Raw genomic sequence first — 22,906 nt, 5'->3', positions numbered from 1 at the left:
CGGCGACGCGGTACCGTGGCGTCTCTTTCTCCCACAAGATCCTCGTGGCCGCCCTGGAGGTTCCGTGGTACAGGCGTACATCCTCATCCAGACCGAGGTGGGCAAGGCGTCGACCGTCGCCGAGACCATCTCCAAGATCGCGGGAGTGATCCAGGCGGAAGACGTGACGGGCCCCTACGACGTCATCGTCCGCGCCCAGGCCGACACCGTCGACGAACTCGGCCGCATGGTGGTCGCCAAGGTCCAGCAAGTGGAAGGCATCACGCGGACCCTCACCTGCCCGGTCGTGCATCTGTAGCCCCCGTCTACCCTTGGCCGGTGATGTCTTCCCACCGGCCTTTCGGCCTGCCCGCCGCCGTCGCGGCCGTGTTGCTGCTGCTGACTGCCGCGGGCTGCTCCTCCACGGACGCGAAGGCTTCGATCCCGGTTCCCAGCCCGCCGGTCGCGGAAGCGACCCTTTGCCAGGCTCTGGCGAAGGCGCTTCCCGAAACCGTGGCGGGGCTGGAACGGAACGATCCTGAGCCGGGCTCCGAGCTGACCGCCGGATGGGGGGATGCGGCGATCGTACTGCGCTGCGGGGTCCCCCGGCCCGAAAAGATGACCGATCCGCAGACGCAGGGCGTCTCGGTGGACGGCGTGCGCTGGATGCTGGAACAGCGCGAGGGCGACGGACCCCGCTTCACCTCGGTGTACCGCGAGACGTACATCGAGGTGAGCCTCGACGAGCGGTACGCCCATGACATCGGCCCGCTCGTCGATCTCGCCGCCCCCGTGAAGAAGGCCGTGCCCTGCGCACTGGAACCGGAGTGCGACTAGGGCCTCCGCTAGCGCAGGCCCGTGGAGCGGGTGAGGGCCGCCTGGATCAGGCGGTCCACCAGCTCGGGGTAGCTGACGCCGCTCTCCTGCCACATGCGCGGGTACATGGAGATCGGGGTGAAGCCCGGCATGGTGTTGATCTCGTTGATCACGAACTCGCCCTCCTCCGTGAGGAAGAAGTCGGCGCGGACCAGACCCTCGCAGGAGACGGCCTCGTACGCGGCGACCGCGAGGCGCTGGACCTCGGCGGTGGCCTCGTCGCCGATCGGCGCGGGGACGATCCCGGACGCCGAGTCGATGTACTTGGCCTCGAAGTCGTAGAAGTCGTGGTCGGTGACGGGCGGGATCTCCGCCGGCACGCTCGCGCGCGGGCCGTCCTCGAACTCCAGGACGCCGCACTCGATCTCACGGCCGCGCAGCAGCGACTCGACGAGGATCTTGGGGTCGTGGCGCCGGGCCTCCTCGATGGCCTCGTCCAGGCCGGAGAGGTCGTCGACCTTGGTGATGCCCATGGAGGAGCCGCCGCGGGCGGGCTTCACGAAGAGCGGCCAGCCGTGGTCGGCGGCGAACTCGACGATCTTCTTGCGGGCGGCCGCGGGGTTCTGCTCCCACTCGCGCGGCCGGATGACCTCGTACGGGCCGACGGGCAGCCCGAAGGAGGTGAACACCCGCTTCATGTACTCCTTGTCCTGGCCCACGGCGGAGGCGAGCACGCCCGCGCCGACGTAGGGGACGCCGGAGAGCTCCAGGAGGCCCTGGAGGGTGCCGTCCTCGCCGTACGGGCCGTGCAGCATCGGGAAGACGACGTCGACCTGGCCGAGGGCCTTCGGCACGGAGCCGGGCTCGGTGTACACGACGTCGCGGTTGGCCGGGTCGACGGAGAGGACGACGGCGCCCTCCTCGGACTCGGTGAGGTCGGCGACGTTCGGCAGCGCGCGGTCGGCGATGGCCATCCGCTCGGGGGCGTCGGCGGTCAGCGCCCAGCGCCCGTCCGTCGTGATGCCGATGGGCAGCACGTCGTACTTGGTCCGGTCGATGGCGCGCAGGACGGCGCCTGCCGTGACGACGGAGATGGCGTGCTCGGAGCTGCGTCCGCCGAAGACGACGGCCACGCGCGGCTTGCGGGGGCTCTGGGTGTTCTCGCTCATAACGCGTTGAGCGTACCTTGCGTGTTCGATCCGCTTAAGAGCCCCGGGCCGCCGCGCGCGTCCGGCGTAGCGCGTGTCCCCCGGAGGGCGTCAGCGGCGCTCGGACTTGGCGCTGCGCGACATCAGTTCCTTGAGGGCGACGATCGGCGGCTTGCCCTCGTGGACGATCGAGACGACCGTCTCGGTGATCGGCATGTCGACACCGTGGCGGCGGGCCAGATCGAGCACGGACTCGCAGGACTTGACGCCCTCGGCGGTCTGCTTGGTCGCCGCGATGGTCTCCTCCAGGGTCATCCCGCGGCCCAGGTTCGTGCCGAAGGTGTGGTTCCGGGAGAGCGGCGAGGAGCAGGTGGCCACCAGGTCACCGAGGCCGGCGAGGCCGGAGAAGGTGAGCGGGTCGGCGCCCATGGCGAGACCGAGCCGGGTGGTCTCGGCGAGGCCGCGGGTGATCAGCGTGGCCTTCGAGTTGTCGCCGAGGCCCATGCCGTCGGCGATGCCGACGGCGAGCCCGATGACGTTCTTGACCGCGCCGCCGAGTTCGCAGCCGACGACGTCGGTGTTGGTGTACGGGCGGAAGTACGGGGTCATGCAGGCGGTCTGGAGCCGCTGGGCGACCGACTCGTCGGCGCAGGCGACGACGGCGGCCGCGGGCTGCCGGGCGGCGATCTCCTTGGCCAGGTTGGGGCCGGTGAGGACGGCGACGCGCTCCACGGGCACGTCGGCGACCTCGGTGATGACCTCGCTCATGCGCTTGGCGGTGCCCAGTTCGACGCCCTTCATCAGGGAGACGAGGACGGTGTCGGGGGCCAGCTTGGGGGCCCACTCGGCGAGGTTGGCGCGGAGCGTCTGCGAGGGCACGACGAGGACGGTGAAGTCGGCGTCGTGGGCGGCCTCCGCGGGGTCGGTGGTGGCCCGGACGTTCGCGGGGAGTTCGACACCCGGAAGGTAGTCGGGGTTGGTGCGGGTGGTGTTGATGGCGTCGGCGAGTTCTGCGCGGCGGCCCCAGAGGGTCACGTCGCAGCCCGCGTCGGCGAGGACCATGCCGAAGGCGGTGCCCCAGGATCCGGTTCCGAATACGGCTGCCTTGGTCACTTCATGCCCTCCCCGGCGGCCTTGCGCCGCTGTTCCAGCCGGGCCTTGCGGTGGTCGTACGGCTCGGCCGGGGCCTGCTCGCCCCGGACGTCCTCCAGGAGCGCGGTGATCGCCGCCATGATGACCTCGGTCGCCTCGCGCAGCACCTCGGGCGTGGGCTCCTGGCCGTGGAAGCGCGAGAGATCGACGGGCGGACCGGCCTGCACGATCAGCGTCTTGCGCGGGAACAGGCTGAGCTTGTTCTCCGTGGCGTACGGCGGCATCGCGAGGTTGGCGCCCCACTGGGCGACCGGGATGACCGGGGCCTTGGTGAGGAGCGCGACGCGGGCGGCGCCGGTCTTGCCCGCCATGGGCCACATGTCGGGGTCGCGGGTGAGGGTGCCCTCGGGGTAGAAGGCGACGCACTCGCCGCGCTCGATGGCCTCGACGGCGGCCCGGAAGGCGTCCAGGGCGTTGGTCGTCTCGCGGTAGACGGGGATCTGTCCGGTGCCGCGCAGCATGGTGCCCACGAACGAACCCTTGAAGAGGGCGGCCTTGGCGAGAAAGCGCGGAACCCGTCCGGTGTTGTACTGGTAATGCGCGTAGGACAGCGGGTCCAGATACGAGTTGTGATTGACGGCGGTGATGAATCCGCCGTCGGCCGGAATGTGTTCCGTTCCGCGCCAGTCCCGCTTGAACAGCACCACCAGTGGGGGTTTGGCGATGACCGCCGCCAGGCGGTACCAGAAGCCGATTCTGCGGCGGGACACTCGTGCACCTTCCTCTGGAGACTGGCGTGCAGGGGGCCAAGTGTCGCCCCATGCTCCTGGTCTGTCGAGAACACCGTACGCCCCGGGCTCGCGCGGGCGCCGGGCGCCGGGCCCTCCGGCCCGTCGGACGCGGGGGCCTGGTGTCGGGTCACAATGGGCCGCGATGAACATCGATCCGGACGACGGCTGGTCCCTGGTCGTGCCCCTGAAGCCCCTTGCGCGGGCGAAGAGCAGGCTCGCCGCGGCCGCCGGTCACGGCTTGCGTCCGCGGCTCGCGCTGGCGTTCGCGCAGGACACGGTGGCCGCGGCGCTCGAGTGCGGGCGGGTGCGGGATGTGGCGGTCGTCACGGATGATCAGGCGGCCGCGGTGGCGCTGGCGGCGCTCGGGGCGCGGATCGTGCCGGACTCCCCGGCCGCCGGGCTCAACGCGGCGCTGGCGCACGGGGCGCGGACGGTACGGGGCGCCCGGCCCCACGCGCGCGTGGCGGCGCTCAACGCGGACCTGCCCGCGCTGCGGCCCGCGGAGCTCGCCCGGGTCCTGGAAGCGGCCGGTGAATTCCCCCGGACATTTCTCGCGGATGCCGCCGAAATAGGTACGACATTCCTCTCGGCGGGTCCGGGCGTGGAATTGGCACCTGCTTTCGGGGGTGCTTCGCGGCTCCGGCATTTGTCGTCCGGTGCGGTGGAAATCAGACTGGCAGGGGTCGATTCCGTACGCCGGGACGTGGACACCGGCGAGGATCTGGCGGCCGCGCTGGCGTTGGGGATCGGTCCGCGGACGGCCGCCCGCTGGGATCGTGCGGCCGGTGATCGCGCGGCCGGATAGGCTGCGGCCCATGCAGGCGACCGCGTACACGTACGACCCCGAGACCCGCAGCGGCAGTGTGCTGCTCGACGACGGCACCCCGGTGGAGTTCGGGGCCGAGGCCTTCGACGCGGGCGGGCTGCGGCTGCTGCGCCCGGGGCAGCGGGTGCGGATCGAGACGGAGCCGGGCACGGGCGGCGCGGGGCTGCGGATCACGCTGGTGACGCTGCAGACCCTCTGAACGATTCGACCGGCGCCACTGGGCCGAACAGGGCGTACGCGCGGCCGAAGAACGTGTGGACGCGGCCGAACAGGGCGTCGACGCGCCGCGGGCCGGGCTCCCCGAGGGGAGCCCGGCCCGGCGTGTGAGTGGCCCTTGACCCTTGTGCCGCTTACTCCTACTTCTTCGCGGCGGTCTTCTTGGCGGTGGTCTTGCGCGCCGTCGTCTTCTTGGCGGGCGCCTTCTTCGCCGTGGCCTTCTTCGCCGGCGCGGTCTTCTTGGCGGTGGCCTTCTTCGCCGTCGCGGTGGTGGTCTTCTTCGCGGGCGTCGTCTTCTTGGCCGCCGCCGTGGTCTTCTTGGCCGCCGCGGTGGTCTTCTTGGTGGTGGCCTTCTTGGCCGCCGTGGTCTTCGCCGCGGTGGTCTTCTTCGCCGGGGTGGTCTTCTTCGCGGCCGCCTTCTTGGCGGTGGTGGCCTTCTTGGCGGCCGCCTTCTTCACGGTCGCCGAGGCGCCGCCGCCCATCAGGCTGCCCTTGGGCGCCTTCTTGACCGCGACCTCGCCGCCCTTGGGGAGCTTCTTCGAGCCGCTGACCAGGTCCTTGAAGCCCTGACCCGCACGGAAGCGCGGAACCGAGGTCTTCTTGACCCGGACGCGCTCACCCGTCTGCGGGTTACGGGCGTACCGGGCCGGACGGTCGACCTTCTCGAACGAACCGAAGCCGGTGACCGAGACCCGGTCCCCGGAGACCACGGCACGCACGATGGCGTCGAGCACGTGGTCGACGGCGTCGGCCGCCTGCTGGCGACCGCCCATCTTGTCGGCAATCGCTTCTACGAGCTGCGCCTTGTTCACGTCTTCCCCTTCGGAGACATTGCCAGAACGAAAGTGTTCAAGCTTTTTCGCACGTTAGGCATGTATATACCGCAAATCAAACACGAAACGGGCTAATCACCCTAGTGCCGCAACGCGGAAGTGCCGTTGCGGAGTTCCTGGTGTCAGTCGTCTTCAGGGAATCGGCCCTCGTCGAGGTCCTTCATCAACCGGTCGAGACGCGTTGCCGCGTCCGCGAGATCGTGCTTCGCCGCTGCCGTGACGACCAGCAGCTTCCGGGACAGCGCCATCCTTACGCCCTCCGGGACTTGCAGTGCGCGCACTCTTGTGTGCGCTTCCTTCAATCGGGCGGCGACTGCCTCGTAGAGCTCGAGTTGGCTGTCGCGTTCCATGCACCGATTGTGCCATCTAGGGCGAGTTGTCGCCCGACAGGGTCTCAACAAGCGACTGCGCCCCCCACCGGAGGGTGGGGGGCGCAGTCATGGAAAAGCGCTGCTCAGGCCGTAATTGTACGGGGTTTGAAGGCCGGCCTGGACGCCTCGTAGGCGGCGATGTCGGCTTCGTTCTGAAGGGTGAGGCTGATGTCGTCGAGACCGTTCAGCAGACGCCAGCGGGCGTTCTCGTCGAGCTCGAAGTCGGCGTCGATCCCGGCCGCCAGCACCTTGCGGCGCTCCAAGTCAACAGTGATTTCGGCCGTCGGGTCGGCCTCGGTCAGCTCCCAGAGGGCGTCCACGGTGGGCTGGTCGAGGACGACCGTCAGCAGACCGTTCTTCAGCGAGTTGCCGCGGAAGATGTCGGCGAACCGGGAGGAGATGACGGTCTGGAAGCCGTAGTTCTGCAGCGCCCAGACGGCGTGCTCACGGGAGGAGCCGGTGCCGAAGTCGGGGCCGGCCACCAGAACCGTGGCGCCCTGCCGCTCGGGGCGGTTGAGCACGAACTCGGAGTCCTTGCGCCAGGCCTCGAACAGCCCGTCCTCGAACCCGTCGCGGGTGACCTTCTTCAGCCAGTGGGCGGGGATGATCTGGTCGGTGTCGACGTTGCTGCGGCGCAGCGGGACGGCCCGGCCGGTGTGCGTGGTGAAAGCTTCCATGGTTCCTCAGACCCCCGCGGGCGTAGCGACGTCGGACAGATCGGCCGGGGAGGCCAGGTGGCCCAGTACGGCGGTGGCGGCGGCGACCTGGGGCGAGACCAGGTGGGTGCGGCCGCCCTTGCCCTGCCGGCCCTCGAAGTTGCGGTTGGAGGTGGACGCGGAGCGCTCACCGGGCGCCAGTTGGTCGGGGTTCATGCCCAGACACATCGAGCAGCCCGCGTGCCGCCATTCGGCGCCGGACTCCTTGAAGACCTTGTCCAGGCCCTCCTCTACGGCCTGCAGGGCCACGCGGACCGAGCCGGGGACGACCAGCATCCGGACGCCGTCGGCGACCTTGCGGCCTTCCAGCAGGGCGGCTGCGTTGCGCAGGTCCTCGATGCGGCCGTTGGTGCAGGAGCCTACGAAGACGGTGTCGACCTTGATGTCCCGCAGCGGCTGCCCGGCGGTCAACCCCATGTACTCCAGGGCCTTTTCGGCGGCCAGGCGCTCCGAAGCGTCTTCGTACGAAGCCGGGTCGGGGACGTTCGCCGAAAGCGGCGCACCCTGGCCGGGGTTGGTGCCCCAGGTGACGAACGGCGCCAGGGACGCGGCGTCGATGACGACCTCGGCGTCGAAGACCGCGTCCTCGTCGGACTCGAGGGTCTTCCAGTACGCGACGGCGGCGTCCCAGTCCTCGCCCTCGGGGGCGTGGGCGCGGCCCTTCAGGTACGCGAAGGTGGTCTCGTCGGGGGCGATCATGCCCGCGCGGGCACCGGCCTCGATCGACATGTTGCAGATGGTCATCCGGGCCTCCATCGAGAGCTTCTCGATGGCGGAGCCGCGGTACTCCAGGATGTAGCCCTGGCCGCCGCCGGTGCCGATCTTGGCGATGATCGCCAGGATCAGGTCCTTGGCGGTGACGTCCTCGGGCAGCTCGCCGTCGACCGTGATCGCCATGGTCTTGGGACGGGCCAGGGGCAGCGTCTGGGTGGCCAGGACGTGCTCGACCTGGCTGGTGCCGATGCCGAACGCCAGCGCGCCGAAGGCGCCGTGCGTGGAGGTGTGGGAGTCACCGCAGACCACGGTGGTGCCGGGCTGGGTCAGGCCCAGCTGCGGGCCCACGACGTGGACGACGCCCTGCTCGACGTCGCCCAGAGGGTGCAGCCGTACGCCGAACTCGGCGCAGTTCTTCCGCAGCGTCTCCAACTGGGCACGCGAGACCGGGTCGGCGATGGGCTTGTCGATGTCGAGGGTCGGGGTGTTGTGGTCCTCGGTGGCGATGGTGAGGTCGAGGCGCCGCACCTGCCGGCCGTTCTGACGCAGGCCGTCGAACGCCTGGGGGCTGGTCACCTCGTGCAGCAGGTGCAGATCGATGAAGAGGAGGTCGGGCTCGCCCTCGGCGCGCCGGACGACATGGTCGTCCCAGACCTTCTCCGCGAGTGTCCTACCCATCGCTTTCCCTCCGGCCGACGTCTACGTCGGCACAACTAGAGACCCGTTTCGCGAGCCGTTGTGCGGCCGCCTCACCAGGGTCGCAAGATCCCCGGAAAATTGAACTTGCGTTTCACAGAGTGAGACGTGAATATCGTTGCATGGACAACTCTAGCGGCGTGGGTGTTCTCGACAAGGCAGCCCTTGTCCTGAGCGCCCTGGAGTCCGGTCCGGCCACCCTCGCAGGTCTGGTCGCGGCGACGGGACTCGCACGACCCACGGCACATCGCCTCGCCGTGGCACTGGAACACCACCGGATGGTGGCGCGCGACATGCAGGGCCGGTTCATCCTCGGACCGCGCCTGGCGGAGCTCGCCGCCGCGGCCGGTGAGGACCGCCTGCTCGCCACGGCGGGCCCGGTACTGACGCATCTGCGCGATGTCACCGGCGAGAGCGCCCAGCTCTACCGGCGTCAGGGCGACATGCGCATCTGCGTGGCGGCCGCCGAGCGGCTGTCCGGCCTTCGGGACACGGTCCCGGTCGGCTCGACGCTGACGATGAAGGCCGGCTCCTCGGCGCAGATCCTGATGGCCTGGGAGGAGCCCGAGCGGCTCCACCGCGGTCTTCAGGGCGCCCGCTTCACGGCGACGGCCCTCTCGGGCGTACGGCGCCGAGGGTGGGCCCAGTCGATCGGCGAGCGCGAGCCGGGCGTCGCGTCCGTCTCCGCGCCCGTGCGCGGCCCCTCGAACCGCGTGGTGGCCGCCGTGTCGGTCTCGGGGCCGATCGAGCGCCTGACGCGCCACCCGGGCCGTATGCACGCCCAGGCCGTCATCGACGCCGCCGCCCGCCTCTCCGAGGCGCTCCGCCGCAACGGCTGACGCGCTTCACGTCCCTCCTGCCGAACACCGGCCCACCGCTTCAACGCCGCAGCGGTGGGCCGGAGTTGTGCGTGGACCGTCCTGAACGGCGAAGAAGCCCTCCCCCGAAGGGAAGGGCTTCTTCTCGTGGTACCCCCGACCGGATTCGAACCGGCGCTACCGCCTTGAGAGGGCGGCGTGCTAGGCCGCTACACAACGGGGGCCTTGCGGATCAGATCCGCGGATGCAGATGAGCTCTGCGAGCTGGCCTACCAGGACTCGAACCTAGAATGACGGTACCAGAAACCGTAGTGTTGCCAATTACACCATAGGCCATGGTGGTTTAGACCAGTACCCCCGACCGGATTCGAACCGGCGCTACCGCCTTGAGAGGGCGGCGTGCTAGGCCGCTACACAACGGGGGCCCTAGCGATCCTGCATCGAGTTCACCGGGTGCGACCCAGGTGATCCCGCGGGAAGGATCTGTACCCCCGACCGGATTCGAACCGGCGCTACTGCCTTGAGAGGGCAGCGTGCTAGGCCGCTACACAACGGGGGCTTTGCGGATGAGATCCGCGTACGATGCAGATGAGCTCTGCGAGCTGGCCTACCAGGACTCGAACCTAGACTAACTGAACCAGAATCAGTCGTGCTGCCAATTACACCATAGGCCACCAAAACGCGATCCCCGTCGAGGGGATCTTGTTCGGGTTGTGCTCCGGAGGGTTTCTGCCTTTCGGCTTGCTCCCCTCGGCGCAGGAAGAACATTACCCGAAGGTGTCCGGCGCTCCAAAACGGGTATCGCCGCGCAGCAGTGCGGGCAGCTGGTGGAGGTCGGTGATCCGGGTCAGCTCGGGCCGCCCGCCGGTCCCGGCCCGGTCCAGCCAGATGCCCCGGAGCCCGGCGCCCTCCGCACCCAGGGCGTCGATGTCCGGCTGGTCGCCGACGTACGCCACCTCCCCCGGCGCCAGGTGGAGGGCGGCGCAGGCGGCGTGGAAGGCCTCGGCGGCCGGCTTGGCGACCCCGAGCTCCGCGGCGCAGACGACGGCCTCGAAGCGGTCGCGTACACCCAGCACGCGCAGCTTGCGGTCCTGGTTGTGGATCGAGGAGTTCGACAGGACGGCGTGACGGTAGTCACCCGCGAGCAGGTCGAGCACGGGGACGGCGTCGGGGAAGAGCTTCCAGGCCGCTTCGTAGTGCGCGATGTACCGCTCGAACCAGGCGTCCGCCTCGGCGGCGACCAGACCGGGCACGGCGAGGAACTCCCGCACCCGCTCGCGCCGCTGCTCCTGGAAGTCCACGCCCCCGGCCTCGAAGCGCCTCCAGTGGACGACCGTGATCTCCTGCCAACGGCGAAGGGCCTGGTCGACGGAGTCGAATCCGCCCACCAGACCCTCGGCGGTGAGATGGTCGCGCATACCGGCCAGGTCGGCGCGGGAGTAGTCGAAGATCGTGTCGTCGATGTCCCAGAGGACCGCGCGGATGGGCATGCTCCGAACGTACTCCGACGCCGGAGCCGACGCCGCCCGTTCCCCGGATCAGCGGCGCAGCGCCTCCGCGGGCTCGATCCTGGCCGCACGCCACGCGGGGTAGAGGCCCGCGACGACGCCCGTCACCAGGCCGATGGCCGGGGCGCCCGCGGCCGTCGTCGGATGGATCACCGGGGTCCAGTCGCGGACCACCGCGACCCCCACGACCGTCAGGACGCCCAGGGACGTGCCGACGAGGCCGCCCAGCGCGCCGAGCGCGCCGGACTCCGCGAGGAACTGCACGGTGATGTGGCGTCCGCGCGCACCCAGCGCCCGGCGCAGTCCGATCTCCCCCGTGCGCTCCAGGACGGCGACCAGCGTGGTGTTGGCGATGCCCACCGCGCCGATCACCAGACAGATGGACGCCAGCAGCAGGAAGAGCCGGTTCAGGTCGTCGCCGATCTCGCCCCGCAGCGCCTTGGGGTCCGGCGGCGGAACGACCTTGAAGTACTCCGGGTGGTCCGGGCGCAGCGCCGTCGCGGCCTCGTGGGCGATCTGCGAGGCGGCACCCAGCTCGGTCGAGACCAGCATCTGCGCCCCGCCGTCCTCCGGCTGCCCCCAGACGCGTTCCGCCGTGGTGCGCGGTACGACGACCGACAGCAGCAGATCGGCCTTCCGGTCCGTCCCGGCGACGATGCCCGTGACGGTGAACGGCCTTCCACCGATGAAGATCGCCGGGTGGGTCTCCAGGGTGGTGATGCCGAGCCGGTCGGCGACACCCTCACCCACGACGGCCACCGGCTCCCCGCGCTCCGACGCGTACGCGTCGTAGATCCTGCCCTCGGCGAGACGGGCACCCGCCGCAGCGAGGACTCCGGGCGACGCGGCGACGACGTCGACCCCGCCCCGGTCGCCGTCCGGGCCGGCGAGGGCGGAGGAGCGTACGGACTCGTCGGGCGCCAGCCGGACGGGCCAGAACACTCCCGCGTGCTCGACGCCGTTCAGCCGCTCGATCCGCGCGTCGGCGTCCGCCGGAAAGGCGGGCCCGGCGAACTCGTCCTGCTGGCGGGCGACGTCCTCGACGGTCACCTCGGTCGCGCTGAGGGCGTTGAAGCGCGCGTCGATCTGCGACGAGGTGGTGGCCGTCAGCCCGAGGACGGCGACGAACGACCCCACGCCGAGGACCGTGCCGAGTGCGGTCAGCGCGGATCGCCCGGGACGCTGGGTCATTCCGGCGAGGGACTCGGCCAGCACGTCCCGCCAGGCGAAGACGGAGTGCGGGACCGTTCCCCCGCGCCGCATCCGCCTCATCGGACCTCCTCGTGCTCCGCCGTGCCCGACATGCTCAGCCGGCCGTCCCGGATCGTCACCGTGCGCTTGGCGCGCGCGGCGACCGCCGGGTCATGGGTGATGACCAGGACCGTCATACCGTCCGCGTGCAGCTTCTCCAGCAGCGCCAGCACAGCGTCGGCGTTCGCGGTGTCGAGGTTGCCGGTCGGTTCGTCGCAGAGCAGGAGGGAGGGCCGGGTCACCAGTGCGCGGGCGACGGCCACCCGCTGCCGTTCGCCGCCCGACAGCCGGGTGGGCAGGGTGTCGACGCGGTGGACGAGGCCGACCTGCTCCAGCGCCTCGCGGGCGCGGGCGGCCCGCTCCCGGCGGGGCGCACCGTTGTAGACCAGGGCGAGGGTGACGTTCTCCAACGCGCTGCGCTGGGGCAGCAGATGGAAGGACTGGAAGACGAAGCCGATGCGGCGGCCGCGCAGCGCGGTGCGATCGGCGTCCCGGAGGGTACCGGTGTCGATACCGTCCAGGAGGTACGTCCCGGTGGTGGGGGCGTCCAGCAGCCCTGCGATGTTCAGGAACGTGGACTTGCCCGAGCCAGACGGGCCGACGACGGCGACGAACTCGCCGCGCCGGACGGTCAGGTCGCAGGGCCTGAGGGCGTCCACCGGCGGAGGTCCCGGGTAGGTCAGTCCGACCTGGCGGAACTCGATGACCGGCTCGGGGGCGGGGGCGCCGAGGGCGAAGCCGGGCCCGTCGGCGGAGGCCGGGGCGAAGGCGGGGGCGCCCGTCACGGATCGGTCCGCTCGCGGGAGACGCCCGTGATCACCTGAGCGCCAGGGGCAAGCGCGCCGGGGTCCGCGACCGGCTCGACGGCCACGTAGCCGTCGCCGGCCGTGCCCGCGCGTATCTCCACCCTGCGCCGGTCGCCGCCGGCCTCCACCACGGTCACGGTGGCCCGGCCGTCCGCGCCGGAGCTGATCGCGGTGATCGGCACGACCAGGGCCTTGCCGCCGGTCGAGGCCGCGACGACGGTGACGCGCACGTCCTGGCCGGTCAGATCGGACTTCAGCGGGGTGCCGGGGGTGATCTCCACAAGCCAGCCGGTCGCTCCCTGCCCTGTCTGCTCGCCGCCGTCCTGGGTCCCCTGCCCCTGGCCTCCGGTAGCTCCAGCCTGGACAGGGGCGTCGGAGACGGCGGTGACCTTGCCCCGCGCGGAGGCCCCGGTCACCTCGGAGTAGATCTCGGCCGCGCTGCCGGGGCGGATGAGGTCCTTCTGGTACTCGGGGACGTGCGCCTGGACGACGAGCTGCCCCGCCGAGAGCCTCATCGCGGTGCCGGTCGCCCCACCGCCGACCTTCGCAGACACCGAGTCGACGCGTGCCGGGAAGCTCTTGAGGAAGACCACCTCCGCTGCGGGCAGCATCGGTCCCGCGGCCGCCTCGGCGGCGGCGAGCTTCGTCCGCGCCGCGGCAAGGTCTTCGCGCGCCCTGCGTACGGCCTTCCGCAGGTCGCCGTCGTCGGTCGTCTCCTTGTCGGCGGAGGCCGAGGGAAACGCGGAGGGCGACGGCGAGGACGACCGGGAGCCCTTCCCCGCCCCTGCCGACGCGGTGTCCACGGCGTCCTCCAGGGCACGTTCGGCGGCGGTCACCTGCTCGCGGGCCCCGACGAGGGGGTCGTCTTCGCCCTCGGGCGTCGCGGACACCGGGTCGTAACCCACGGACCGGTAGAAGGCGTTGAGCGCCGCCTTGGTACGGGCGCCGAAGCGGCCCGCCTCGTCGGGCCCCGTCGCGTGGCCACGCTCGCGCAGCGCCTGCTGCAGCTGCCGCACGTCGTCGCCGGTGGCGCCGGGCCGCAGGTCGCGGTAGACGGGCAGACCGCCCTCCAGCACGAACACGGGTCGCCCGGACACCTCCATCAGGACCTGTCCGGCGCGTACGGAATCCCCCGGCCGCACCTGGATCTTGGTGACGACCGCGCGGGCCGCGCCTTCGCCGGCGGACACCTGTGGGATCACGTCGACGGCCTGGCCGGCCACCACTTCGCCACGCGTGACGACGGAGGAGGTGAGCACGCGGTGCTCCACGGACGCGGTCAGCACGTCCGGGGCTGGTGCCGAAGCTTCGGCCGCGACCTGCGCGGGCGACTTCACGAGGAGCGCAGTGCCCAGGCCCCCGAGCGTGGCGAGTACGGCCCCCACGGCGACCGCCGCCACCCAACGGCGTCGGCCCGCCACTGTGCGCGGTCCCGTTTCGGCGCCCCTCTCGGGTCCGGTCAGCTGTTCCACGACCGTCGCCGAGGCGTCTGTGTCCTGCGTCATCGTCGTCCTTCGTCGTATCACCGGCGTATGTGGTTCAGCCGCGACCGCCGTACGAACAACGGGGCTCCAGACGAGCAGGGGCCGAAGCCTCCGGCCCGGGCCGACACGGTAAGACGTGCAGGTCAGACGCGTCTACTGTCCTCGGGGACAGTAGACGGTCCCCTCCAGCCGTGATCCACTTCCCGGTCGCAAGATCTTCACGATCCATGGAAATGAAAAGGGACGAAATGAACAACCGAATCCTGAAGGCAGCGGTCGCGGCGGTTGCCGTGGGCGGCTTCGCACTGGGCACCGCGGGTCCGGCGGCGGCGTACGACGACAAGAACGGCGTGCTGGAGAACCTCGAGCTGGGTCTCTACTACAACTCGGGCCAGGGCGGCTGTGTCTTCGACGTCGTCTCGGACAACGACTTCGCCGACGACCGCTTCGTCGGCTCGTGCAGCGGCTCGGGTCAGACCGCGAACGACAACACGGCCTCGTACCGAAACTGGGCGGGTCGCACCATGTACGTCTGGACCGACCACTACCAGGAGGGCATCCGCGGATCGCTCCCGGCCGGGTACGTGGGCAACGCCACCGGCAACTTCAACAACGAGATCTCGTCTGCCGCGATGATCATCTTCTAATGAGCCGACGTCATGTGATCGTCGTCGGCGCTGTCCTTGCCCTGGCGGGCTGTTCCGCCACGGGCTCGGACGGCGCCGATCGGCGTACCGAACCACCGCTCGGTCCCGTGCCCACGATGCTCAGGACGACGGGCGTAGCCTTCCCACTGGAGGCCTACGAGGCCACTCCCGAGCAGCAGAACACCCTCGCGTCGGCCCAGAACGTGCTCGTCGACCAGTGCATGGCCCGGTTGGGCTTCGCCTACAGGGCGCCCGAGCAGCCCCGTGTTCCGACGACGGGGGTGAACGCCCGGATCTTCGGTGTCACGGACCCGGACGCGGCCGCGCGGTACGGCTATCTGAACCCCGCGATGGCGAACGCGGAGACACCGCCCGCCCAGGGGAAGCCGCCGACCCAGGCGGAGCAGCTGGCCCTCAACGGCAAACAGGACCTGAAGCCGGCCGATCTGCCGGCCAACCTGGAGGACGCGGAGAAGGCCGGCGGAAGCGACGTCGCGTTCAACGGGCAGAAGGTGCCCGTGGGCGGCTGCTCCCGCGAGTCCTTCCTCAAGCTCTACGCCCGCAAGGCGAACGAGGTCGACATCCTCTTCGTCTTCAACCTCAAGGGTGAGGCCGAGTCGAAGGCCCGCGAGGACTCCCGGGTCCGTGCCGTCGACAAGCAGTGGTCGGCGTGCATGTCGAAGGCCGGGTACACGGTCTCCGACCCGATGAGGGCGAGCAAGGAGCTGGGTATCCAGGGGGACGAGCTCTCGGGCACCCGTGCGATCACCGCCGCCAAGGCCGACGTAGAGTGCAAACAGCAGGTAAACCTCGTCGGAGTGCACTACGCCGCGACGAAGGCCTACCAGCAGCAGCTGATCGAGAAGCATGCGGAGACACTCGCGCTCGCAAAGGAGCAGGTGGACAGCAGGCTGAAGCTGGCCGCCACGCTGACCGAGTGACAGAACCTGAGCCCTGTCGCCCAGGGGGAACGATGACCACTGCATGCAGACTGTGCCGTCTGCCGGAGCCGCTGCGCTCCACCATGAGGACGGCCCTGTCGCGTCTGCACACCCTCACCGACAGGGAGCACCAGATCCTCGCCCAGCTCGTCTCCCGGCCGGAGTCCGACGAGGTCTCCAGGGCGTTGGGAATCTCGGTCCGCACGGTGAAGTTCCACATCGCCAACCTGCGGCAGAAGCTCGGCGGGCTGAGCCGGTTCCAGCTGTGCCTGGTCGGTGTGTTCGATCTGATCGAGCCCTCGGGCCGCGCGGAACTCTGCTCCGCGCACGAGGAGCGGAACGCTTTCCTGCGGGTGGGGTGAGCACAGGACGCGACAGCCGACGGAACGCCGAAGGGGCGCCGGCCAGATGGCCGGCGCCCCTTCTCACGTATCCGGGACCCTTACGCGGCCAGCTTGGCCAGCGCCGCGTCGATGCGGGTCAGGGTCTTCTCCTTGCCCAGGATCTCCAGGGACTCGAAGAGCGGGAGGCCGACCGTGCGGCCCGTGACCGCGACGCGGACCGGGGCCTGGGCCTTGCCGAGCTTCAGGCCGTGCTCCTCGCCGGCGGCCAGGACGGCGTTCTTGAGGGACTCGGGGTCGCTCCAGTCGGCCGTCTCCAGCTTGGCGCGGGCGGTGGTCAGGAGGGCCGCCGGCTCGCCCTTCATAGCCTTGTCCCACGAGGGCTGGTCGAAGACCGGCTCGGGCAGGAAGAGGAAGTCCACGTTGGCCGTGATGTCCGAGAGGACCGTGACGCGGGTCTGGGCGTGCGTGGCGATGGCCTCCCACGCGGCACGGTCGAAGTCCTCCGCGGCCCAGTTGGCGTGGGGGGCGCTCAGCCAGGGCTCGCAGGCCGCGGCGAAGGCCTTCACGTCCAGCATGCGGATGTGGTCGGCGTTGATCGACTCGGCCTTCTTCAGGTCGAAGCGCGCCGGGTTGGCGTTCACGTCGGCGATGTCGAACTTCTCGATCATCTGCTCGATGGTGAAGATGTCCTGGTCCGCCGAGAACGACCAGCCCAGGAGCGAGAGGTAGTTCAGGAGGCCCTCGGGGAGGAAACCGCGCTCCCGGTAGAGGTTGAGGGAGGCCTGCGGGTCGCGCTTGGAGAGCTTCTTGTTGCCCTCGCCCATCACGTACGGCAGGTGACCGAAGGCGGGGATCTCCTTGGCGACGCCCAGCTCGATCAACGCCTTGTAGAGCGCGATCTGGCGCGGGGTGGAGGAGAGCAGGTCCTCGCCGCGCAGGACGTGGGTGATCTCCATCAGCGCGTCGTCGACCGGGTTGACCAGGGTGTACAGCGGGGCGCCGTTGGCGCGCACGATGCCGTAGTCCGGGACGTTGTCCGGGGTGAAGGTGAGCTCGCCGCGGACCAGGTCGGTGAAGGTGATCGGCTCGTCGGGCATCTTGAAGCGGACGATCGACTCGCGGCCCTCGGCGCGGTAGCGCTCGATGCGCTCGGCGCTCAGGTTGCGGCAGGTGCCGTCGTAGCCCGAGGGCTTGCCGGCCAGGCGGGCGGCGTCACGACGGGCCTCGAGCTCCACGGCGGTGCAGAAGCAGTGGTACGCGTGCCCGGCGTCGAGCAGCTTCTGGGCGACGTCCTTGTAGAGGTCCATCCGCTGCGACTGGCGGTACGGCTCGTGCGGGCCACCGATCTCCGGGCCCTCGTCCCAGTCGAGACCGAGCCAGCGCATCGAGTCGAGCAGCTGGTTGTACGACTCCTCGGAGTCGCGCGCCGCGTCGGTGTCCTCGATACGGAAGACCATGGTGCCCTCGTTGTGCCGGGCGAAGGCCCAGTTGAAGAGGGCGGTGCGGACCAGACCCACGTGGGGGTTGCCGGTCGGCGAGGGACAGAAACGGACGCGGATATTCGCGTTAGCCACGCTTGATCACCTTGTTGGTGAGAGTGCCGATGCCTTCGATGGTGACGGCGACCTCGTCGCCGACGTTGAGGGGGCCGACCCCGGCCGGAGTGCCGGTGAGGATGACGTCGCCCGGGAGCAGCGTCATGGCCTCGGTGATGTGGACGATCAGGTCCTCGATGGAGCGGACCATGTCGCTCGTACGACCGAGCTGGCGCTGTTCGCCGTTGACCGTGGCCTGGATGGTGAGGTCGCTCGGGTCGAGGTCCGTCTCGACCCAGGGGCCCAGCGGGCAGCTGGTGTCGAAGCCCTTGGCCCGGGCCCACTGCTTCTCGCGCGCTTGCGCGTCGCGGGCGGTGACGTCGTTGGCGCAGGTGTAGCCGAACACGACGTCCTTGACCCGCTCGCGCGGAACCTCGCGGCACATACGGCCGATGACCACGGCCAGTTCGGCCTCGTGGTGCAGTTCGTTCGAGAAGGAGGGGTACTCGATGGCGTCGCCGGGGCCGATCACGGAGGTGGTCGGCTTGAAGAAGGCGACCGGTACGTCGGGGACCTCGTTGCCGAGTTCGGCAGCGTGCTCCGCGTAGTTGCGGCCGATGGCCACGACCTTGTTGGGGAGCACGGGCGGCAGGAGCCGTACCTTGCTGAGCGGGACCTTCGTGCCGCTCAGCTCGAAGTCGGTGTACGGGATGCCCTTGATGATGTCGAGGACAAGGCCGCCGGACTCGACGGTTCCCTCGCCCTCGACGGCGCCGAAGGCGACATTGCCGTCGATGGAGAATCTGGCGATGCGCACGAGTGCTGTCGCCCCTCACTTGGTACTGGCTGGAGTCTGACGCTCCAGGCTAACGCGGCAAGGGGCGGGGCGAGTGAGACGCTGGAGCGCCTCGGAGGCGAGCCGCCCGAAAAGGGGCGCCGACGCCCGGCTACTGTGCGGGCAGCGCCGCCTCGGGGGCGTTCATGAGAACCGTGCGGCGGGGGTTGGCCGTCTGGGTGGGGAGCTCGAGGGTGTGCTCCAGCTGCGCGCCCCGGCCGAGCTGCTCGGCGTCCTCGAGGTGGGCGAGCGTGGTGCGGCGGGGGTTGGCCGTGGAGCGGAGCAGCATCGTCGTCTTCATCGTCATCGCGGAAGGCCTCTACAGAACGGGGGGTCGTGTAAAGCGTCAGGCTAAACGCGCAATTCCCTTCGAATGCATGGGGAAGACATCGATCACTGTGTGAGTTTGCTCACCACGGGTGGGATGATTCCGACATTACGGACCGCTCCTCAGGGTCAAGCAACCGGACATTTCCCCACTGAATGCTTGATTCCGCTCCTGATCATGTCGACTGGGACACTCGGACTCCATGAACCTTTGGGGGTAATAAATCCGATTCATCCGTGATCATCTTCTACATGGGGTGACACCCCGTTCACGGGTTGTCATGCAGTCCGGTGGCCGACACGCGGGCCTTGTTGGAGATCCGGCACTGTGCTGGAATTCCACGCACCGCCGCGGGTTTCAAGCCGGCGCGCAGGGGGCGCAACGCAGCGCCGGGTGAGCGGCGGGGAAGGGGGAACTGCGCCGGTCACGACGACCACCACTGGGGCGCATTCGCGTCCCGAGACGCCGACACCGTCCGAATCCGTTCACGCGGAAGGACGCCTGGTCCAGAGGTTGCGACGCTAGTGCAGGGACGATTCAAGAGGGATGGCAGCAACGCTGCCGCGGAGCAGGAGCCTCGCGCCGGGACCGACCGCGGTTCCTCGGCCCAGCACGCCCAGAACCCCGGTCAGGGTGCGGCAGGCGGTGACGGCCCGACGGCCGCCGCCTCCGAGTCCACCGCTCCGGCCGCCAAGAAGCCCAGGGCGGAGAACGAGGTCGGGCCTCGAATAGCCCTGCGCAACTGGCGCATCTCGACGCGTCTGGTCGCCCTGCTGACCCTCCCCGTGGTCGCGGCCACCAGCCTCGGCGGTATCCGTATCAGCGAGTCGCTCCAGGACATGGAGCAGCTCGACCACATGCAGCTGCTGACCAAGCTGACCGAAGAGGCGACGGACCTCGCCAAGGCCCTCCAGGCCGAGCGCGACCTCTCCGCCGGTCCGCTGGCCAACGGCAAGTCGGCCAACGACTACCAGATCGCCAACCCGCGGAAGAACACCGACCGGGCCCAGAAGGCGTTCATGGACGCCACCTCGGAGATCCCGGCCACCGAGGGCGACGAGGCGCTGCAGAGCATCCGTCAGAACGTCAGCCAGATCGCCTCCCAGGTCGTCCAGATCGGCGGCATCCGCCAGGAGGCGTACAAGGACGGCGTCGCGCGCTCGGTGACGGTCGAGGCGTACAGCCGGCTCATCCGCTCGCTGCTCAGCCTCTCCCAGGACATGGCGCAGGCGACCAGCAACCCCGAGATGATCAAGCGGACCCGGGCCCTCGCGGCCTTCTCGTCCGCCAAGGAGTACGCCTCCGTCCAGCAGGCGATCATCGCCTCCGCGCTCCCGGCGAACGACAGCCGGACCGGCAAGCTGGAGCCCGGTGACCGTCTCTACGGTTACGCCGCCCAGCAGGGCGAGAAGGTGGAACTCAAGCAGTTCCAGACCATCTTCGAGTCGGCTGGCGGCGACGCCGACGCGCTGACCAGCTCGCTGAGCACCGGCAACCCGTCCATCGACGCCGCCGACAAGTACGCGGACCGGGTGCTCAGCAACGACTCCGGTCTGGCCGGCCGCGCCCCGCGCGGTTACCTCAACTTCACGGACGAGTACGGCACCAAGATCCAGGCCATGAACAAGATCGAGGCCGACCTCCTCGACAAGATGGAGACCAAGGCCCGTGAGCTGCGCGCGGAGTCGCAGCGCGAAGCGATCATCAACGGTGCCCTGATCCTCCTCGTCCTCGGTGTCTCCCTCGTCGGCGCCTTCGTCGTGGCCCGGTCCATGATCCGGTCGCTGCGGCGACTCCAGGACACCGCCACGAAGGTCGCCCAGGACCGTCTGCCCGAGCTCGTCAAGCAGCTCTCCGAGGCCGACCCGCAGGACGTCGACACCTCCGTCGAGTCCGTCGGTGTCCACTCCCGGGACGAGATCGGCCAGGTGGCCGCGGCCTTCGACGACGTGCACCGCGAGGCGGTCCGCCTCGCCGCCGAGCAGGCCCTCCTCCGGGGCAACGTCAACGCGATGTTCACCAACCTCTCGCGCCGCTCCCAGGGTCTTATCCAGCGTCAGCTCTCGCTCATCTCCGAGCTGGAGTCCCGCGAGGCCGACCCGGACCAGCTCTCCTCGCTCTTCAAGCTCGACCACCTCGCCACCCGCATGCGCCGTAACGGTGAGAACCTCCTCGTCCTCGCGGGTGAGGAGCCGGGCCGCCGGTGGACCCGCCCGGTCCCGCTGGTCGACGTGCTCCGTGCCGCCGCCTCCGAGGTGGAGCAGTACGAGCGCATCGAACTGGCCGCCGTCCCCGCGACCGAGGTCGCCGGCCGCGTCGTCAACGACCTCGTGCACCTCCTCGCCGAGCTGCTGGAGAACGCCACCTCGTTCTCCTCGCCGCAGACGAAGGTCCGCGTCACCGGTCACGCGCTGCCCGACGGCCGGGTGCTCGTCGAGATCCACGACACCGGCATCGGCCTCTCCCCCGAGGACCTCGCCGCGATCAACGAGCGGCTCGCCTCGCCGCCGACCGTGGACGTCTCCGTCTCCCGCCGCATGGGTCTGTTCGTGGTCGGCCGCCTGTCCCTGCGACACGGCATCCGGATCCAGCTGCGCCCGTCGGACTCCGGCGGCACCACCGCGCTCGTCATGCTCCCGGTCGACGTCGCCCAGGGCGGCAAGAAGCCGGCTCCCAAGCCGGGCCCCGGCGGCCAGGGCGCGATGCCGCAGGGTCCGTCCGCTCCCGGTGGCCGGCTGGCCGGCGGTCCCGGCACGGCCGGCGCTCCCGGTTCGGGTGCCCGTCCGGGCCTCGGTGGGCCGCCGTCGGCGTCGTCCGCCGGCCGGATCGGTGCCGGTGCGGCCCCCGCCCGTGGCCAGGTCGGCGCCGGAAGCGGTCCGCGGGCCGCGCTGCCGGGCCGTGACGGCGCGCCGCGCCAGAACGGCCCGCAGGGCCAGGCACCTCAGCAGTCGCAGCAGCAGGGCGGCCAGCCGACGGCGCAGATGCCGCAGGTCTCCGCGGAGCCCCAGCGGCCGGGCCTCGGCACCGGTGGCTTCGGCGGCGCGCAGAGCGCCATCCCGTCCCGTACGGACGTCTGGGGCGGACAGCCCAACCAGGGCCAGGGCAACCAGGGCCAGGGCCAGCAGCAGGGCCAGGGTCAGCAGCCGCAGCAGCAGGGTCAGGGCAACCAGGCCCCGCAGGGCGGCCGTCCCGGCCAGGGCGGTTTCCCGCGCGCCGAGCTGCCCGGGGGCAACCCGCAGCAGCAGCGCCCGGGGTCCACGAGCTGGGGCAACGACCAGGCGCAGCCGGTCCGCCGCCCGCAGCAGGACATGTCGCCGCTGGACGCCCCGCGCGGTCACGAGGAGCCGGAGAACACGGGCCAGTACGCCCGTCCGTCGGCGCCTCAGGGACCGGGTTCCACGGGCCAGTTCCCGCGCCCCGACCTCGGCCGGCAGCAGCAGGCCCCGCAGGCCTACCAGCCCGGACCGCAGGACCCGGCGTCCACCGCCCAGTTCCCGCGCCCGGACTTCGGCCAGCAGCAGGCTCCGCAGGGCTACCAGCAGCAGGCCCCGCAGGCTCCGGCCCCGCGCCAGCGCGGCGGCGGAGACTACGGTGCGCCCCGCCCGGCCGGGAACCTGCCGCAGCAGCCCCAGCAGCCCCAGCTTCAGCAGCCCCGCCAGCCCGAGGCCCTGCCTCCGGCCGGCAGCTCCGCCGACGCTCGTACCCCGCTGTACGACACGCTGGAGACGAACTGGTTCCACCAGAGCCAGGGCGGCCAGCAGCAGGGCGGCCAGGACCAGCAGCTCACCAACGGCATGGGCCAGGACGCCCGGCAGGCGCCGCAGGCGCCGCAGGGCCCGTCCGCTCCCCCGGCCCAGCGGCGCCCCGCCGCTCCGGCCGGCGGCAACAGCGGTCAGCAGCAGGGCGGTCCCGCCTCCTGGCGGACCTCGCCCAACGACGAGCTGGTGCGCCAGGCCGAGCGGGTCCGCAAGCCCGCGGCCGGTGGCATCACCACCTCCGGGCTGCCGAAGCGCGTGCCGCGTGCCAACCTCGTACCCGGGACCGCGCAGGAGCAGGCCAACACGGCCGGCCCGCAGGTCTCGCGTGCACCCGATGACGTCCGTGGCCGGCTCACCAATCTGCGCCGCGGCATCCAGCAGGGCCGCCAGGCGGGAAACTCCACAACCGGTAGTTTCCACGTCGGCCCCACCCACCAGCAGGAGCACTAGTTG

23 protein-coding genes and 5 tRNA genes are annotated in these 22,906 nt (G+C 70.5%); 9 read left to right on the top strand and 19 right to left on the bottom strand.

The genetic code is table 11. The features are described 5' to 3' along the window. Window positions 1-64 precede the first annotated feature (64 nt). Complete coding sequence (locus ACFY8U_RS25275; RefSeq protein WP_352190331.1) at window positions 65-298, top strand: Lrp/AsnC ligand binding domain-containing protein; 234 nt, start codon at window positions 65-67, stop codon at window positions 296-298. A 23-nt stretch (window positions 299-321) separates the two neighbouring features. After that, window positions 322-816, top strand: coding sequence for a DUF3515 domain-containing protein (locus ACFY8U_RS25270; protein ID WP_389574165.1), 495 nt, complete (start codon window positions 322-324; stop codon window positions 814-816). 8 nt (window positions 817-824) lie between these two features. Here the strand turns inward: ACFY8U_RS25270 and ACFY8U_RS25265 are convergent, their stop codons facing one another. The 3 genes from ACFY8U_RS25265 to ACFY8U_RS25255 form a co-directional block, all read right to left on the bottom strand. Further along, on the bottom strand, window positions 825-1,964 hold the full coding sequence (locus ACFY8U_RS25265; protein ID WP_361434515.1) for a D-alanine--D-alanine ligase family protein: 1,140 nt from the start codon (window positions 1,962-1,964) through the stop codon (window positions 825-827). Window positions 1,965-2,054: 90 nt separating this feature from the next. Further along, window positions 2,055-3,056 carry an NAD(P)H-dependent glycerol-3-phosphate dehydrogenase gene (locus tag ACFY8U_RS25260; RefSeq protein WP_361603759.1) on the bottom strand — a complete coding sequence of 334 codons (1,002 nt, stop codon included), beginning with the start codon at window positions 3,054-3,056 and terminating at the stop codon, window positions 2,055-2,057. After that, window positions 3,053-3,805, bottom strand: coding sequence for a lysophospholipid acyltransferase family protein (locus ACFY8U_RS25255; protein ID WP_361603762.1), 753 nt, complete (start codon window positions 3,803-3,805; stop codon window positions 3,053-3,055). The genes ACFY8U_RS25260 and ACFY8U_RS25255 overlap by 4 nt, the downstream gene beginning before the upstream one ends. A 163-nt stretch (window positions 3,806-3,968) precedes the next feature. On the opposite strand from ACFY8U_RS25255, the gene cofC reads away from it, so the two are divergent. Then, window positions 3,969-4,631, top strand: a complete 663-nt coding sequence (gene cofC, locus ACFY8U_RS25250; RefSeq protein WP_389573841.1) for a 2-phospho-L-lactate guanylyltransferase — start codon at window positions 3,969-3,971, stop codon at window positions 4,629-4,631. Window positions 4,632-4,641: 10 nt separating this feature from the next. Further along, window positions 4,642-4,851, top strand: a complete 210-nt coding sequence (locus tag ACFY8U_RS25245; RefSeq protein ID WP_315895639.1) for a hypothetical protein — start codon at window positions 4,642-4,644, stop codon at window positions 4,849-4,851. Between the two features lie 157 nt (window positions 4,852-5,008). Here the strand turns inward: ACFY8U_RS25245 and ACFY8U_RS25240 are convergent, their stop codons facing one another. The 4 genes from ACFY8U_RS25240 to leuC all read right to left on the bottom strand — a co-directional run bounded on the left by ACFY8U_RS25240 (window position 5,009) and on the right by leuC (window position 8,180). Continuing rightward, complete coding sequence (locus tag ACFY8U_RS25240; protein ID WP_361603767.1) at window positions 5,009-5,680, bottom strand: HU family DNA-binding protein; 672 nt, start codon at window positions 5,678-5,680, stop codon at window positions 5,009-5,011. Window positions 5,681-5,823: 143 nt separating this feature from the next. Next, window positions 5,824-6,051 (bottom strand): hypothetical protein, encoded by a 228-nt coding sequence (locus ACFY8U_RS25235; RefSeq protein WP_031013922.1) that lies wholly within the window; start codon window positions 6,049-6,051, stop codon window positions 5,824-5,826. Window positions 6,052-6,155: 104 nt separating this feature from the next. Then, window positions 6,156-6,749 (bottom strand): 3-isopropylmalate dehydratase small subunit, encoded by a 594-nt coding sequence (gene leuD, locus ACFY8U_RS25230; RefSeq protein ID WP_389573836.1) that lies wholly within the window; start codon window positions 6,747-6,749, stop codon window positions 6,156-6,158. A 6-nt stretch (window positions 6,750-6,755) separates the two neighbouring features. Beyond that, window positions 6,756-8,180 (bottom strand): 3-isopropylmalate dehydratase large subunit, encoded by a 1,425-nt coding sequence (gene leuC, locus ACFY8U_RS25225; RefSeq protein WP_361434522.1) that lies wholly within the window; start codon window positions 8,178-8,180, stop codon window positions 6,756-6,758. Window positions 8,181-8,320: 140 nt separating this feature from the next. Here leuC and ndgR point away from each other — a divergent pair, with 140 nt between their 5' ends. Then, window positions 8,321-9,037 (top strand): IclR family transcriptional regulator NdgR, encoded by a 717-nt coding sequence (ndgR, locus tag ACFY8U_RS25220; protein ID WP_005311436.1) that lies wholly within the window; start codon window positions 8,321-8,323, stop codon window positions 9,035-9,037. 127 nt (window positions 9,038-9,164) lie between these two features. Here the strand turns inward: ndgR and ACFY8U_RS25215 are convergent. The 9 genes from ACFY8U_RS25215 to ACFY8U_RS25175 form a co-directional block, all read right to left on the bottom strand. Continuing rightward, window positions 9,165-9,240: transfer RNA gene (locus tag ACFY8U_RS25215), tRNA-Glu, on the bottom strand. 40 nt (window positions 9,241-9,280) lie between these two features. Next, window positions 9,281-9,352 (bottom strand) — tRNA-Gln (locus tag ACFY8U_RS25210). 16 nt (window positions 9,353-9,368) lie between these two features. Further along, window positions 9,369-9,441 (bottom strand) — tRNA-Glu (locus tag ACFY8U_RS25205). 61 nt (window positions 9,442-9,502) lie between these two features. Further along, window positions 9,503-9,575 (bottom strand) — tRNA-Glu (locus ACFY8U_RS25200). Between the two features lie 43 nt (window positions 9,576-9,618). Beyond that, window positions 9,619-9,690, bottom strand: a tRNA-Gln gene (locus ACFY8U_RS25195). A gap of 93 nt (window positions 9,691-9,783) precedes the next feature. Then, on the bottom strand, window positions 9,784-10,506 hold the full coding sequence (locus ACFY8U_RS25190; protein ID WP_389573833.1) for an HAD family hydrolase: 723 nt from the start codon (window positions 10,504-10,506) through the stop codon (window positions 9,784-9,786). 48 nt (window positions 10,507-10,554) lie between these two features. After that, window positions 10,555-11,796 carry an ABC transporter permease gene (locus ACFY8U_RS25185; RefSeq protein WP_389573830.1) on the bottom strand — a complete coding sequence of 414 codons (1,242 nt, stop codon included), beginning with the start codon at window positions 11,794-11,796 and terminating at the stop codon, window positions 10,555-10,557. Further along, a complete protein-coding gene (locus ACFY8U_RS25180; RefSeq protein WP_389574163.1) occupies window positions 11,793-12,479 on the bottom strand; it encodes an ABC transporter ATP-binding protein in 687 nt (228 codons plus the stop codon). Before ACFY8U_RS25180 ends, ACFY8U_RS25185 begins: the two co-directional genes overlap by 4 nt. 77 nt (window positions 12,480-12,556) lie before the next feature. After that, entirely contained in the window at window positions 12,557-14,086 is a 1,530-nt protein-coding gene (locus ACFY8U_RS25175) for a peptidoglycan-binding protein (RefSeq protein ID WP_389573828.1), read from the bottom strand. A 227-nt stretch (window positions 14,087-14,313) separates the two neighbouring features. Here ACFY8U_RS25175 and ACFY8U_RS25170 point away from each other — a divergent pair, with 227 nt between their 5' ends. From ACFY8U_RS25170 to ACFY8U_RS25160, 3 genes are read left to right on the top strand one after another with little or no spacing between them, the layout of a single operon-like run. Then, window positions 14,314-14,712 carry a hypothetical protein gene (locus tag ACFY8U_RS25170; protein ID WP_361759758.1) on the top strand — a complete coding sequence of 133 codons (399 nt, stop codon included), beginning with the start codon at window positions 14,314-14,316 and terminating at the stop codon, window positions 14,710-14,712. Then, the gene (locus ACFY8U_RS25165) at window positions 14,712-15,653 is read left to right on the top strand and encodes a hypothetical protein (protein ID WP_389573825.1); all 942 of its coding nucleotides are present in this window, start codon (window positions 14,712-14,714) and stop codon (window positions 15,651-15,653) included. The genes ACFY8U_RS25170 and ACFY8U_RS25165 overlap by 1 nt, the downstream gene beginning before the upstream one ends. Window positions 15,654-15,685: 32 nt before the next feature. Beyond that, a complete protein-coding gene (locus ACFY8U_RS25160; RefSeq protein ID WP_389573822.1) occupies window positions 15,686-16,015 on the top strand; it encodes a helix-turn-helix transcriptional regulator in 330 nt (109 codons plus the stop codon). Between the two features lie 80 nt (window positions 16,016-16,095). Here ACFY8U_RS25160 and gltX read toward each other — a convergent pair whose 3' ends face one another. The 3 genes from gltX to ACFY8U_RS25145 form a co-directional block, all read right to left on the bottom strand. Then, complete coding sequence (gltX, locus tag ACFY8U_RS25155) at window positions 16,096-17,571, bottom strand: glutamate--tRNA ligase (protein ID WP_389573820.1); 1,476 nt, start codon at window positions 17,569-17,571, stop codon at window positions 16,096-16,098. After that, window positions 17,564-18,349: a fumarylacetoacetate hydrolase family protein gene (locus tag ACFY8U_RS25150; RefSeq protein WP_389573817.1), complete on the bottom strand. Its 786-nt coding sequence runs from the start codon at window positions 18,347-18,349 to the stop codon at window positions 17,564-17,566. Before ACFY8U_RS25150 ends, gltX begins: the two co-directional genes overlap by 8 nt. A 130-nt stretch (window positions 18,350-18,479) precedes the next feature. Further along, window positions 18,480-18,668, bottom strand: coding sequence for a hypothetical protein (locus tag ACFY8U_RS25145; protein WP_361603846.1), 189 nt, complete (start codon window positions 18,666-18,668; stop codon window positions 18,480-18,482). Between the two features lie 551 nt (window positions 18,669-19,219). Here ACFY8U_RS25145 and ACFY8U_RS25140 point away from each other — a divergent pair. Continuing rightward, window positions 19,220-22,903 (top strand): nitrate- and nitrite sensing domain-containing protein, encoded by a 3,684-nt coding sequence (locus ACFY8U_RS25140; protein WP_389573815.1) that lies wholly within the window; start codon window positions 19,220-19,222, stop codon window positions 22,901-22,903. Window positions 22,904-22,906 lie beyond the last annotated feature (3 nt).

This window comes from Streptomyces sp. NPDC012508 (assembly GCF_042902595.1).
Taxonomy (GTDB): domain Bacteria; phylum Actinomycetota; class Actinomycetes; order Streptomycetales; family Streptomycetaceae; genus Streptomyces.
Note: the sequence above shows the minus strand (reverse complement) of the source record. Positions and strands in the feature narration are given on the sequence as shown.

Excerpts from the sequence above, each read along its gene's own strand:
- ACFY8U_RS25270 (WP_389574165.1), top strand. The coding sequence starts at position 322 with ATGTCTTCCCACCGGCCTTTCGGCCTGCCCGCCGCCGTCGCGGCCGTG.
- ACFY8U_RS25265 (WP_361434515.1), bottom strand. The coding sequence starts at position 1,964 with ATGAGCGAGAACACCCAGAGCCCCCGCAAGCCGCGCGTGGCCGTCGTC.
- cofC (WP_389573841.1), top strand. The coding sequence starts at position 3,969 with ATGAACATCGATCCGGACGACGGCTGGTCCCTGGTCGTGCCCCTGAAG.
- ACFY8U_RS25245 (WP_315895639.1), top strand. The coding sequence starts at position 4,642 with ATGCAGGCGACCGCGTACACGTACGACCCCGAGACCCGCAGCGGCAGT.
- ACFY8U_RS25235 (WP_031013922.1), bottom strand. The coding sequence starts at position 6,051 with ATGGAACGCGACAGCCAACTCGAGCTCTACGAGGCAGTCGCCGCCCGA.
- leuD (WP_389573836.1), bottom strand. The coding sequence starts at position 6,749 with ATGGAAGCTTTCACCACGCACACCGGCCGGGCCGTCCCGCTGCGCCGC.
- leuC (WP_361434522.1), bottom strand. The coding sequence starts at position 8,180 with ATGGGTAGGACACTCGCGGAGAAGGTCTGGGACGACCATGTCGTCCGG.
- ndgR (WP_005311436.1), top strand. The coding sequence starts at position 8,321 with ATGGACAACTCTAGCGGCGTGGGTGTTCTCGACAAGGCAGCCCTTGTC.
- ACFY8U_RS25190 (WP_389573833.1), bottom strand. The coding sequence starts at position 10,506 with ATGCCCATCCGCGCGGTCCTCTGGGACATCGACGACACGATCTTCGAC.
- ACFY8U_RS25185 (WP_389573830.1), bottom strand. The coding sequence starts at position 11,796 with ATGAGGCGGATGCGGCGCGGGGGAACGGTCCCGCACTCCGTCTTCGCC.
- ACFY8U_RS25175 (WP_389573828.1), bottom strand. The coding sequence starts at position 14,086 with ATGACGCAGGACACAGACGCCTCGGCGACGGTCGTGGAACAGCTGACC.
- ACFY8U_RS25170 (WP_361759758.1), top strand. The coding sequence starts at position 14,314 with ATGAACAACCGAATCCTGAAGGCAGCGGTCGCGGCGGTTGCCGTGGGC.
- ACFY8U_RS25165 (WP_389573825.1), top strand. The coding sequence starts at position 14,712 with ATGAGCCGACGTCATGTGATCGTCGTCGGCGCTGTCCTTGCCCTGGCG.
- ACFY8U_RS25160 (WP_389573822.1), top strand. The coding sequence starts at position 15,686 with ATGACCACTGCATGCAGACTGTGCCGTCTGCCGGAGCCGCTGCGCTCC.
- ACFY8U_RS25145 (WP_361603846.1), bottom strand. The coding sequence starts at position 18,668 with ATGAAGACGACGATGCTGCTCCGCTCCACGGCCAACCCCCGCCGCACC.